This is a genomic window from Marinobacter sp. SS13-12, assembly GCF_030227115.1.
In the GTDB taxonomy this organism is placed as follows: domain Bacteria; phylum Pseudomonadota; class Gammaproteobacteria; order Pseudomonadales; family Oleiphilaceae; genus Marinobacter.
Window position 1 is genome coordinate 1796636 of sequence record NZ_JASSUA010000001.1, and the last position, 12386, is coordinate 1809021.

General features: G+C 60.1%; 12 protein-coding genes. 3 read left to right on the top strand and 9 right to left on the bottom strand.

Going from position 1 to position 12386, the window contains the following annotated elements:
- Positions 1–14: 14 nt before the first annotated feature.
- From QPL94_RS08300 to efpL, 3 genes are all read left to right on the top strand, one after another.
- Complete coding sequence (locus QPL94_RS08300) at positions 15–2588, top strand: DUF2339 domain-containing protein (RefSeq protein WP_285356728.1); 2574 nt, start codon at positions 15–17, stop codon at positions 2586–2588.
- A 62-nt stretch (positions 2589–2650) separates the two neighbouring features.
- Positions 2651–3349, top strand: coding sequence for a crotonase/enoyl-CoA hydratase family protein (locus QPL94_RS08305; RefSeq protein WP_285356729.1), 699 nt, complete (start codon positions 2651–2653; stop codon positions 3347–3349).
- A gap of 55 nt (positions 3350–3404) precedes the next feature.
- A complete protein-coding gene (efpL, locus tag QPL94_RS08310) occupies positions 3405–3971 on the top strand; it encodes an elongation factor P-like protein EfpL (protein WP_137435321.1) in 567 nt (188 codons plus the stop codon).
- 10 nt (positions 3972–3981) lie between these two features.
- Here efpL and QPL94_RS08315 read toward each other — a convergent pair whose 3' ends face one another.
- From QPL94_RS08315 to QPL94_RS08355, 9 genes are all read right to left on the bottom strand, one after another.
- Positions 3982–4920: a 5-oxoprolinase subunit C family protein gene (locus QPL94_RS08315; protein ID WP_285356730.1), complete on the bottom strand. Its 939-nt coding sequence runs from the start codon at positions 4918–4920 to the stop codon at positions 3982–3984.
- Positions 4917–5642: a 5-oxoprolinase subunit PxpB gene (gene pxpB / locus QPL94_RS08320; RefSeq protein WP_285356731.1), complete on the bottom strand. Its 726-nt coding sequence runs from the start codon at positions 5640–5642 to the stop codon at positions 4917–4919. Before pxpB ends, QPL94_RS08315 begins: the two co-directional genes overlap by 4 nt.
- Positions 5639–6394: a 5-oxoprolinase subunit PxpA gene (locus tag QPL94_RS08325; protein ID WP_285356733.1), complete on the bottom strand. Its 756-nt coding sequence runs from the start codon at positions 6392–6394 to the stop codon at positions 5639–5641. The genes pxpB and QPL94_RS08325 overlap by 4 nt, the downstream gene beginning before the upstream one ends.
- Positions 6395–6433: 39 nt before the next feature.
- Positions 6434–7501, bottom strand: a complete 1068-nt coding sequence (locus tag QPL94_RS08330; RefSeq protein WP_285357873.1) for an NADH:flavin oxidoreductase/NADH oxidase — start codon at positions 7499–7501, stop codon at positions 6434–6436.
- A 91-nt stretch (positions 7502–7592) separates the two neighbouring features.
- Positions 7593–8426: a hypothetical protein gene (locus QPL94_RS08335; RefSeq protein WP_285356734.1), complete on the bottom strand. Its 834-nt coding sequence runs from the start codon at positions 8424–8426 to the stop codon at positions 7593–7595.
- A 5-nt stretch (positions 8427–8431) separates the two neighbouring features.
- Positions 8432–9763: an amidase gene (locus QPL94_RS08340; protein ID WP_285356735.1), complete on the bottom strand. Its 1332-nt coding sequence runs from the start codon at positions 9761–9763 to the stop codon at positions 8432–8434.
- On the bottom strand, positions 9760–10437 hold the full coding sequence (locus tag QPL94_RS08345) for a DUF2848 domain-containing protein (protein ID WP_285356736.1): 678 nt from the start codon (positions 10435–10437) through the stop codon (positions 9760–9762). The genes QPL94_RS08340 and QPL94_RS08345 overlap by 4 nt, the downstream gene beginning before the upstream one ends.
- 32 nt (positions 10438–10469) lie before the next feature.
- The gene (locus tag QPL94_RS08350) at positions 10470–11753 is read right to left on the bottom strand and encodes a TRAP transporter large permease (RefSeq protein ID WP_285356738.1); all 1284 of its coding nucleotides are present in this window, start codon (positions 11751–11753) and stop codon (positions 10470–10472) included.
- The gene (locus QPL94_RS08355) at positions 11750–12346 is read right to left on the bottom strand and encodes a TRAP transporter small permease subunit (RefSeq protein WP_285356739.1); all 597 of its coding nucleotides are present in this window, start codon (positions 12344–12346) and stop codon (positions 11750–11752) included. Before QPL94_RS08355 ends, QPL94_RS08350 begins: the two co-directional genes overlap by 4 nt.
- Positions 12347–12386 lie beyond the last annotated feature (40 nt).

The following is a 12386-nucleotide window of genomic DNA, read 5'->3' on the forward strand; positions in this document are numbered from 1 at the left end:
AAGGGGAAAAGAGCTTGGAAGCATTACTCATCATCCTGGTTTTAGCCGTTGCGGTGCTTGTTCCTGTTGGCTCCGTCCTGGGCTTTCTCGCCTTTCGCCGGCGTGGTGACCAGGCAGCTCGTATGGCGTCGCTGGAGCACGAGTTGTCAGTGGTGCAAACGGAAATTGCAGGGCTCAGGCGCCAGATGGCACGGGGGGATCAACCGCCGGCATTGGAACTGGACGAGCCTGAAGCGCCCGTCGTCACTGCACGGCATCTGACGGAACAGCATCCCGGGCCAGCCGCGCCATCAACCGATGATTGGGCTGCGTCGCCCCGCCCGGAAGCCAGTAGCGCATCGGACTCAGGAAAGTCTTCCCGCCTGGTTCGTACCCTGAAAGAAAACTGGATGGTCTGGCTTGGCGGTCTGAGTGTGGGACTGGCGGGAATATTCATGGTCAGCCACTCTATCAATGCCGGGCTTATTGGCCCTGTGCAGCAACTGATCATGGCTCTGGCAAGTGGTCTTGCGTTGCATGCGGGAGCGGAATACCTGCGCCGCCGTAACCAGGGTGCTGACCAGGTGTTCGCCGCGCTGGCGGGCGGCGGCAGTATTACCTTATATGCCGCATTGCTGGCCGGTGTACACCACTATGGGCTGGTCAGCCCGACGGTGGCGCTGGTCGGCCTGGCGGCGGTATCACTGGGTACCATGGTGTTGGCACTGGTTCATGGCCCGTTGCTGGCCGTCATGGGGTTAAGTGGTGCCTATCTGGTGCCTCTGCTGATCGGTGGTGAGGATGGCAGCGTGGCATTTGTGCTGGCTTACAGCTTCCTGATTACCCTCAGCTCGCTGCTGTTGATGCGCTATGTGTATCGCGACTGGCTGTGGTACGCCACGTTGGCTGGTGCACTTTTGTGGTGGTTGGTTACCGTGTCTTCTGCTGCCGTCGGAGCCGCGACAGCCTGGTATATCGCCGGTTTGTTCCTGGTCTTCGCGATCCTGCCGGGTGCGGCAAAGGTGGAGGTGCCGCGCCTGCGGGAGGTCCTGGTATCACTGCTGATTATCTGGGCACTGTCGATGGATGACCAGTCAGTTTCCAGCCCGTTGTTCTGGAGCTGGTTGTTGATCCTGCCAGTGGCGGCGCTGGCTCCACAGAGCCGCGGAACGCTGTGGTTTCTTCCCTGGGGTGCGGTGCTGGCCAGCGCAGCAGGCTGGTTGGGGTACAGGGCTCGCAGTGGCGCAGACTCGCTGTTCCCGACTCAGATGCCCCTGGAGCAACAGGACAGCTTTCTTTCCTATCTCATTGCTGCCGGCGTAATCACTGTTGGTCTGGGGTTGTGGCACTGGGTGCGTCAGAGTGATCAGCGGCGGTGGGCCTCGTTAACGTTTCTGTCACCCCTGGTATGGCTGGTTCTCGGCTGGTTACTGATTCACGGCTCCGAAACGTCCGTCACCTGGTCGGTGGCGATGCTGGTCATCGGCGGCGTGTACGGTGTGCTGGCCTGGAAAATGGAAGCGCTCGAACGCTATCGGCGTGGCGTTGTCTGGGCCGTTCTCGCGGCGCACATAAGTTACTCCCTGGCAGCAGTGATGCTGTTCCGCGAAGGCTCACTGACGCTCGCACTTTCAGCCCAGTTTGTCAGTCTGACCTGGCTGGCACGCCACTATGAGATGCCGGAACTGTACCTGTTGTTGAAAGTGGCGCTGGCCCTGGTCGTTGCACGGCTGACCTTCAATCCATGGTTGCAGGACTACGATGCCACCGTGCATTGGTCCTTGTGGACCTATGGTGGGGCGGCGCTGTTTGCCGGCATTGCCACCTTGATGGCCGGCAGGAATCATGGCATTCGCCCGTGGCTCGAAGGGGCAACACTGCATTTGCTGGTGTTGTTCCTCGGCGCGGAGATGCGTCATTGGCTCTATGAGGGCGATATTTTTGCCCTTGAGTACAGTTTCACCGAGGCGACCATCAACACCTTGCTGTGGGGCGCGCTTAGCCTGACCTACATGGTGCGCGCAAGAGCAAGCCAGTCGCTGGAATGGCTCTATCGCCTGTTCTCGTGGATTCTGCTTGGACTGTCCATCCTGAGTTATCTCACTCTCGTTACTGTGCACAATCCCTGGTGGGGCGACAGCGTCATTGGTGATGCTGCGATATTCAACATGCTGTTGCCTGCCTTTGGTGGCCCGGTGCTGCTGGTGCTTGTTGCAAGCCGGTTCCCTCAGCTTGCACCCCGGCTATGGTCGTTGTGCGTGGCAGCTGCCTGTTTTGCGTTGTTTACCCTGCTGGAAATTCGCCAGCTCTGGCAGGGTAGTGAGATGGGGCTGTCGTTCGGTGTGTCAGAGGGGGAGTTGTACAGCTATTCGGTGGTGGGCATGTTGTATGCCATTGCCGCCATTCTCTATTCTACGAGACGTGACAATGAGGTGCTTCACAAGGCGGGCATGGCCCTTCTGGGTATTGTGATTGGCAAGATATTCCTGGTCGACATGGCGGGCCTGCAGGGCCTGTGGCGGGTAGCCGCATTCATGGGGCTTGGCCTGGCGTTGTTAGGGTTGGCCTGGATGTACGGGAAAACGCGGCGCACGCCTGAGAGTAGCTAGTTTGGGCAGAAGGTGGCAAAGTTCGCCACTCCAAAATTCAACTTCAGCAAGAGGGTATTCCGGTGACGGACCTTGTAAATTACCAATTGGAAGATGGCGTAGCCACAATCACTATCAGTAACGGCAAGGCGAATGCGCTGAGCCACGACGTGTTTGAAGCGCTGAATCACGCCCTTGACCGGGCCGAGGAAGACAATGCAGTGGTCATTCTGACCGGGCAGCCCGGTATTCTTTCCGGCGGCTACGACCTGAAGGAAATGCAGAAGGGGCCGAAGGAAGCGTCCGCGCTGGTCACGGTCGGTTCACGGTTCACCCGTCGCCTGGCAGCCTTCCCGCTGCCGATAATCGGTGCCTGCAGTGGCCACGCCATTGCCAAGGGCGCGTTCATTCTCCTGTCAGTGGACTACCGCATTGGTATCGAGGGTGATTTCAAGCTGGGCCTGAACGAAGTGGCCATCGGTATGACTATGCACCATGCCGGTATCGAGATTGCGCGCCATCGCCTGTCGCCGGCGCATTTTTACCGTTCTGTGATTAACGCGGAAATCTTCAGCCCCAGAGGAGCCGTTGATGCCGGTTTCCTGGATGAGGTGGTTGCGCCGGAGCAGCTTAAGGAGAGGGCGAATGAAGTGGCCCAGCAGTTCCGTAAGCTGAACATGAAGGCGCACGAGCAGACCAAGCGTAAAGCCAAGGCCGCGTATCTCGAACTTCTGGATGATTGTATCCTGAAGGACGCAGAACACCTTGGTTTAATGGCCTGAGAATGCGTGGCCTGATTAACCTTTCTGTCCCACTTTGATTCCGGAACCACAAGCGATGCCAAAAGCAGGTGAAATCAAGAAGAATTCCGCAGTTGAATACGAGGGTGGCGTTTACTTCGTCAAGGACATCGAGCGGTCAGTGCCGCAGGGCAGAGCCGGTGGCAGCCTTTATCGCATGCGTCTCTACGACGTAGTGACCGGCTACAAGATCGACCAGACGTTCAAGGATTCCGACATGCTGAACCTGGCTGACCTGGTCCGAAGGCCAGCCACGTTCTCCTATTCAGACGGCGAAGAGTACGTCTTCATGGATACTGAAGACTTCACACAATACAGCCTCAATGGCGAGGCCATTGCCGATGAGTTGCTGTTCATCAACGAGGATACCCAGGGATTGATGGTGATTCTTGTAAGCGATGCGCCTGTAGCCCTGGACTTGCCCCCGACGGTGGATCTTGTCATCGAGGAAACCGATCCCTCGGTAAAAGGCGGGTCTGCAACGGCGCGGACCAAGCCTGCCAGGCTCACGACGGGCCTGGTTATTCAGGTGCCTGAACATATTTCTACCGGCGACCGAATCAAGATCAATGTGGAAGAGCGCCGGTTCCTGGGCCGGGCGTGATACGGCCGCTTTAGAGGAACGCTGCCAGGAACTGCCGGTGCTGTCGCAGTGCGCTGTCGATACCGGCAGCCCTGAGGCGCACGGTCTGCCCCGGCAGACATTGGGCAAGGCGGCTGGCGGCCAGGGGTGTCAGGTTGCCCAGACGCGGGTAGCCGCCAATGGTCTGCCGGTCGTTCAGCAGGACGATTGGCTGGCCATCCGGTGGTACCTGAACGGCGCCCAGTGAAATTCCTTCCGATACCAGTGAGCCGATGGTGCAGTGCAGCCGCGGGCCGGTAAGGCGAACCCCCATGCGGTCAGCGCGTTGGTCCACCTGCCATTGTGCATTGAATGTATCAAACAGACTCTTGCCAGTGAATGCCGCTATCTGTGCACCCGGCAACAGATCCAGCGTGGGTGTCTGGCGATAGTCCCGCTGTTCCTGCCCCGGCGCAACCCGATCCGTGGTGGCGGCTTGGTTCTGGTTTACGGGCAGGGTGTCCCCTTCCCGCAGGCTGGATCCCTGGCCGTCAAAGCCTCCAAGCTGTTCCCGTACCACGCAGGCGACGCTTCCCAGTACGGTATCGCTGCGAAACCCGCCTGCCACGGCAAGATACGCCCGCAAACCGTTAACCGGGGTGCGAAAGGTCAGCGTATCGCCGGCACTGATGGCCAGGGTTCGCCACATGGCCGCCGGCTGCTGATTGTGCTTGGTGCCAAGGTCTGCGCCTGTCAGTGCAATGGTCAGGTCCCGCTCTGCTACCAGTTCCAGCCCGCCGAAAGTGATTTCGAGCGCTGCGGTGCCCCAGGCATTGCCTGTGAGGTGGTTGGCCCAGGCCCAGGCGTGCAGGTCAGCCGGCCCGCCCTGGGTTACACCCAGGTGTCTGACTCCGAAACGGCCCGCATCCTGCAACAGCGCCAGAGGGCCGGCGCGGGAGACGTGAAATCCGGTCAGGTCGCTTGCACTCATTTTGTCGACTCCCCGTTACAGGGTGAGGCATCGCCACCCTGCGCCTCGAATTCCTCCCGGTTCAACGCCACGAAGCGCACGCGGTCGCCCACCCTGAGCAGACTGAACCCCTCGCGATTGCGATCAAACAGCCGTGCCGGCGTCCGGCCGATCAGGTTCCAGCCGCCGGGAGTGACCACCGGGTAAGCCGCAGTTTGCTGGCCGGCGATAGCCACGCTGCCCGCGGGGACTTTCTGACGCGGGGTATCCAGACGCGGACAGTTCAGTGCCTGGTCCAGCAGTCCCATAAAGGCAAACCCGGGCGCGAAGCCGAGAGCGAACACGCGATATTCCCGGCTGCTATGAGCTTCGATGACGGAATCGATCGACAGGTCTGAGAGATCGGCCACCCGCTGGAGGTCAGGGCCTACCTGCTGGTGGTACCAGGTGGGTAGCTCGTGGAGTTTTCCACCGGCGTCGGCTTCGGCAGGCCTGAGGGTGGCGAGTATGTCGAGCAGTTTTTGTCGCGCCTCGCTGGGTGTTATCCGAAGCGGATCAAAAACCACCATCAGCGTTGTGTAGGAAGGCACCAGGTCCACTAGGGTGTCGCCAAATGCAGCCTCACATTCCTCAGCAAGGGCGGTCAGCCACAGAAGGTTGTTTTCCTCAATGCTGTCGAACAGCCGCACCATCCAACCATCCAGGCCGGCCCGTTCCAGGCAGGGTAAGCGTGTGGATTTCATGCCCGTTCTTTAAGCTGGTTGAGCATTTGCCGAATAGCGAGCACGGAGGCCACTGACTCTTCGTTATCTCCGTGGACACACAGGGTGTCTGCAGTCAGGATCAGTTCACTGCCATCGCTGGCGGTTAGTGGTTGCCCCGTGGCAATTCGCTGGGCCTGATCGAGAATAACGTCAGGGTCGTGATGTACCGCACCCGCCTTAGTTCTGGAAACCAGCCTGCCGTCGGCGTCGTAGGCGCGGTCGGCAAAGGCTTCAAACCAGAGTGCGAGGTCGTGCTCACGGGCCAGTTCACGTATAGCGCTGGGGTCTCGGGTTGCCAGGGTCATCAGCGGCAGTTCCGGGTCATAGGCTTTAATGGCCCTGGCGACGGCGCTGAAGATTTCCGGTTTGTGGGTCATATCGTTATAGAGCGCGCCGTGGGGTTTTACATAACGGAGCTCAGTGCTTTCTGCCCGACACATGGCCGCCAGGGCACCTATCTGGTAGAGCACCAGATTTTCGATTTCCTCCGCCGAAAAGGCCATTGAGCGGCGGCCGAAACCGACCAGGTCCGGGTAGGCCGGATGGGCTCCGATACCGACGGCATGTTCCGCTGCCATGCGAACCGTGCGCCGCATGACGTCCGGGTCCGAGGCGTGAAAGCCGCAGGCGATATTGGCCAGATCCACGTGTGGCATAACCTTGTGGTCCAGGCCCATCACCCAGGGGCCGAAGCTTTCACCCATGTCGGCGTTCAGCAGTAAAGGTTTCATGGTGTCCTCTCTTTCTTTGCTTTGAAACAGCCTGTTGACTCAGAAGATGTTCGAGCGTTCGTACTGTTTTGGCCACTCTACATTTTCGGCTTTCAGGGCCGCTGCGGCGCGAAGCGGCCAGGCCGGGTCCGACAGCAGCGCCCGCCCCAGAATAACCAGGTCGGCCTGGCCGTTGGCGACGATCGACTCGGCCAGGTCCGGGCTGTGAATCAGGCCAACGGCACCGGTGGCGATATCCGCCCGCGAGCGCACCGCCTGGGCCAGGGGTACCTGATAGCCCGGGTGAACGGGAATCTTCTGGCGCGGATCATTACCCCCTGATGAACAGTCTATCAGGTCGACAGCGCCCTGAAACCGTAACAGAGTGGCCAGCCGTACGGTGTCGTCGAGCGTCCAGCCACCGTCGACCCAATCGGTACAGGACAACCGCACAAACAGAGGCAGGTGGTCCGGCCATTCCTCGCGCACCACGGCGATGGACTCCTGCAGGAAGCGTATGCGGTTTTCAAAGCTGCCGCCGTACTCATCGGTACGTTGATTGCTCAGGGGCGACAGGAACTGGTGTATCAGGTAACCGTGGGCGCCGTGCAGTTCCAGTGCTTTGAAACCGGCCTCACGCGCACGTCGGGTGGCGGATTTCAGGCTCTGCAGGGACTCGCCTATCTGATGGTTAGTCATCGCTTCCGGTACCTGCCACCCGCTGGCGTAGGGCAGGGCTGACGCCGACACCAGATCTTCCCATCCGCCGGTGTCGGCCCTCAGGGGGTGCGAGCCTTCCCATGGCCGCCCCACCGATGCCTTGCGGCCGGCATGGCCAAGTTGAATGCCGGGCACGGCGCCCTGAGTCTCAACAAAACGGACAATGCGGGCAAGGTGATCGCGCTGTTCATCGTTCCATAGCCCCAGGCAATGGGGTGTGATGCGCCCACGGGGTTCGATGTGAACGGCTTCAGTGAACACCCAGCCCGCACCACCGGCCGCCCGGGCACCCAGGTGAACAAAGTGCCAGTCGTTGGAGAGCCCGTTCTCGCCGGAATACTGGCACATTGGTGAGAGCATGATTCGGTTGCGCGCTTCCACAGAGCGAAAACGGACCGGCCGGAACATATGCGGCTTCGGGTCACGTCGGAGGATGCGGCGGGCATTTTCGCCACCGGAACGGGAATCGGCGATCGGTGCGTTCGACTCGGTGGTTTTGTCACTCATGGGGATTTCCTTTTATTGTTGATTCCGGTGTCAGTAAATGGCCGTAAGCGCGCCGCACCCGCCACTGGCTGACCAGGAACAGAGTGGCGCTGACGGCAATGGATGCCAGTAGGGCGCCCAGAAACGTGACCATGGGCGCCACATGCCCGACGAGAATTGCCGTTACCACGGCAAAGGCAACAAGGCTGAGCATGCCTTGTTGCGCGGCGGCGACGGTGGCTCTTGCCACATCGGGACCATAACGGTCGTGAAGTGTCCAGCCGATTGTGAACAGACCCACGGGAAATCCGACCAGTATGCCCGACAGCATGGGGCCGGAGCGGGCCGCCAGTGTGGTGGCTACGGCCACAAGTACACCTGCAAGGAGCCCTCGCAACACCACATCGAACCAGCCGGAGACCGCCACTACTTTGGGCTGAGTCAGGTCCAGAGCACGTTTGATGACTTCTGCTGCAAGCAGCACCAGGCCGTAAAGTACAACGGCAACAGCAACCCCCCCGGGAACGAAAGAGAACAGGTATGCCCCCGGAATCCAGATCAGGGTCGCCAGGCCAAGGCTAGGCAGGGCACCCAGGCGTTCGGCGGTCAGCACGAAACTGATGCTGAACAGTAATGTCGCGATCAGTGCATGCAGGGTTGCCAGTGCGGCATGCTGGATAAATTCTGTGGGCCATTCCTGTAACAGGAAGAAGTAGCCCGGGCCGAGAATAATGGGCGTTCCGGCAATGATGCCTCCCAGCCTTGGGCCCAGTTTGCCAACTGCAACCGACACACCGATGACCACCAGTGCGGTAGCGATCAGTTTGGTCAGGAGCACGGTCAGCATGGTCGTTACAACACCTGTTCGACAGCTTGCGCCAGCCGCAACAGGGTGTCATCCGTGCCGTTGCGACCTATCAGCATCAGCCCGCCTGGCAGGTAGCCAGGCTTGTGGTTGGGGAGGGTGATGGAGCACAGGTCCAGCATGTTCGCCACGGTAGGGTTCCGCAGGATCAGCAGGTTGAGGCGGGCGTAATCCTCGTCTGCGGTCAGTTCCTCGAACCGTGGCGGAACCACGGGCACTGTCGGGGCAAGCAGGCCATCGTAATCCTGCAGCCATTCGTCCGCCTCCTGCTTTCGTTGCTGTCGGCGACGGCAAAGTTCCAGGTAGTCGGCGGCGGTAATGTCGGCACCACGTTCGATCCGGCTGCGCACGCGGGGGTCGTACTGGTCCCCGTGGTCCGCCAGAGACTGGCGGTGCACGAAATAGCTTTCTGCGGCGGTGAAACCGCCGCCCTCCATGAGCTCGGGGATTGCGGCAAGCACTGGCGCAGGCGCTTCAATGATATTGGCGCCGGCATCGCGCAGCCTGTTCAGGCTGCAGCCAAATGCCTGTGCAACGGTGTTATCCAGATCGTCCAGCATGTAATCGGTCGGGACCACAAAGCGCATGCCCTTCAGCGATAAAGGTCTGAGTGGCTGGAATTGGCGACCAGACAGCACACCATCGAGGCGGGCGCAGCAGTCCACTGTCGGGGCAATAGGGCCGATGGAATCGAGACTGTCGGACAGCGGGAAAGTGCCATCACGGGGAACGCGGGACTGGGACGGCTTGAAACCCACCAGGCCACAGAACGCCGCCGGAATCCGCACGGAACCGCCTGTATCGGTGCCAATAGCCCCGGCGGCCATTCCCCGGGCCACCGCCACCGCAGCGCCGGAAGACGATCCACCGGGAATGCGACCAGGCGCCAGAGGGTTATCCGGTGTGCCGTAGTGCGGGTTCAATCCCACGCCGGAGTACGCGAACTCGGTCATGTTGGTGTGGCCGGTGATCACGGCGCCTTCACGTCGCAATCGGGAAACGATCAGTGCATCGGTTTGTGCTGGCGCCTGCCAACCCCGGGACCCGGCATGGGTAATCTCGCCCTTCACGTCAAAAAGCGCTTTCAGGGCGATGGGCAGCCCGGCAAGTTGACCGCCAGCCAGTCCGGCCTCACGCTGTCGGTCGATGGCATCGGCTTCGGCGCGGGCGGTTCTATCAAAGCGCCTGGTGTAGATCTGGGCATTGGTGTCATCGTCTGCATCAATACGCTCGAAACAGCTCTCCAGCAGCTCCGCGGCCTTGTGCTGGCCGCTATCCATCTCGTCAAGCAGCCGGGCGAGTGTGGTTGGCTGATTCATTGGATCACCGGCAGTGTGCGAATGTTGTACTGGTGCTGAAGTTCGCTGCCTGAGACCGGATCTTTCAGCACCATCCGAAATGCCTGTGCCGGGCGCAGCCCACCGAGCACCGGAAGCGTGCCGCACAGCATGGCCTGCCCCGGGGCCAGTTCAGCTTTCTCCAGCCCGAAACGGCGCAGCAGTTCCGCAGGGTGCAGCAGGCCAGTGACCGGGCCTTCCTGGTACAACACTTCTTCACCGTCGATAGTGGCGTAGGACGCCATCTGCAGTTCGTCCCAGTGGTCGATCACGCTGTCGAGCCGCCACACCCGGGTGCTCACCGGTTTGACGCAGACCTGTTTCGAGTGGGCCACAGACCAGGCTTCGGCCTCGCGGTCGGTATGATCCGAACCGATGCCTACCAGGGTGCCCTGATCGGAGCCGATCAGGACCACTTCTACCTCGCCGCTGGAGGCTTCCCCCAGCACCTGGATGTCCGGAGCCGTGGTGAGCTGATTGGCGGCCACCCGATAGAACAGCGGAGTGGTGGATGGTGGCGTTACACCAATTTCCTTCAGTTCTTCGATGTGTTCGTCGATGGCAGACTGCACCCGCCCTGCCCAGCCGGCAATGATGAGCTCGCGGACGTCGACGTGAATGGTTTCCTTGGTGTCTGCAAGCTGGAAGTTGGTCATTGTGTCACTCCGTTCATCGGGTTCATTGTTGGTCACTTCATCAGCTCGGGGAGGAATGTGGCCACTTGCGGGAACAGCACCAGCACGATTGCCATCAGGAACATGATGCCAACGTAGGGCATGGCCCCTTTCATCACGTCACTGAAGGGTCCGCTTTCACGCACGCCCTGAACCACGTAGAGGTTGAGTCCCACGGGCGGAGTGATCAGCGCCATCTCAATAAGCAGAATGATCAGGATACCCAGCCACACCGGGTCGAATCCCAGGGCGATGATGATAGGGGCGACGAGGGGAATGGTGATGACCATCAGCGACAGTGTCTCGATGAAGAAACCGAGAACGATGTAAAGCAGGATGACCAGCATTAGCGTTGAGTAGGGACCAAGTCCAGCGTTTTCGAGAAATGCGGTCAGTTCCCTTGTTACGCCGGCGGAGGCCAGCACGAAATTGAGGAAGTAAGAGGCGATGATGATCAGCATGATCATGCCGGTGGTCTTCATGGTGCCGTCCAGGGCCTGGACAATTACGTTAACGGACAGTTTGCCCATGAATAGGGCGATCACCAAGGCGCCAAGCACACCCAGGGAGGCCGCTTCGGTAGGTGTTGCGACACCAGCGTAGATGGATCCAACCACGATCCCGAACAGCGTCAATACCGGTACCAGGTGTTTGAGACCGGAAAAACGGTCGCCCCAACTGTGTGACACGCTGGGACCACCCAGACTCGGCTTCCAGATACAGATCAGAGCTGTGCCAACAATGAACATGAGAGCAAGCAACAGACCCGGTATCAGACCGGCGGCAAACAGTTGCGGAATCGAGGTTTCGGTCAGGAATCCATAAACAATCAGGTTGATCGACGGTGGAATCATGATGCCCAGGGTACCGCCGGCGGCAATGGAGCCGGTGAACAGTTTGGGGTCATAACCCATTTCCTTGCCTTGCGGCAATGCGACCGTGCCGATGGTGGCAGCCGTGGCGACACTGGAACCGGAGGTTGCCGAAAACAGGGTCGCGGTGCCGATATTGGCGTGCAGCAGCCCGCCCGGCAGCCAGGACATCCAGCTCTCCAGGGACCGGTAGGTGCCACGGGCAATGCCGGTGCGCACCAGAATCTCGCCCAGCAGGATAAACAGCGGAATGGCGATCAGCAGGTATTTGTCAGACGCCGACCAGAGCACATCCCCCATTGCGTTGAGCAGCGGGAAGGGCGAGAACAGTTCCGCCAGCACCAGGGCCAGTGCAATCAGCGTGGCCGCGACAGGCACGCTCAGAAGCAGCAGAACCATCAGAATAACCAGTGCGGTAATGATCATGAGCGTGCTTCCCTGTTTTCATCGCTAATCTGTTCGTCCAGCGTCGGACTGCCCGCCAGTTTCTGCACACCTTCGGTGTCGCCGCTGAGCAAACCGAAAAAGGCTCTCAGGGAAACCACACACACGGCAAAACCAAACCAGACCAATCCCACAAACCACAACGCCTGTGGCATCCACAAGGGGGTGCCCAGTGGTGTGTTGGCTGTCGATCCGCCGCTGTAGGAGTGGCTTAGGACAGCGAAAACCGCGTCGACCACCAGAATGGAGAACATCGCCAGTGCCAGTAGCGCGACCAGGTCAAGCACGCCTCGAATCTTCATGGGAAAGGTAAGGTACAGGGCATCAATGCGAATATGCGCCTTGCACATCAGGGTGTAGGCGAAAGACCAGCTGGCGCTGATCGCCATGATGTAACCGGTCAGTTCGGTGGCGTGGACCGCAGAACGCCCCATAAACACCCGTGAGGCCACTTCGATGGTAACCAGGGCCACGGTCAGCAGGATCATCACGCCCCCTGCCCGGGCAAACCAGAGCGAGCCGACTTCAACACCAGCGAGCACGCGGTCCAGAAAAGAGTTCACCTGTTGCAACATATTGTTCTCCAGACCGACCGGGGCAACGTGGCTGCCCCGG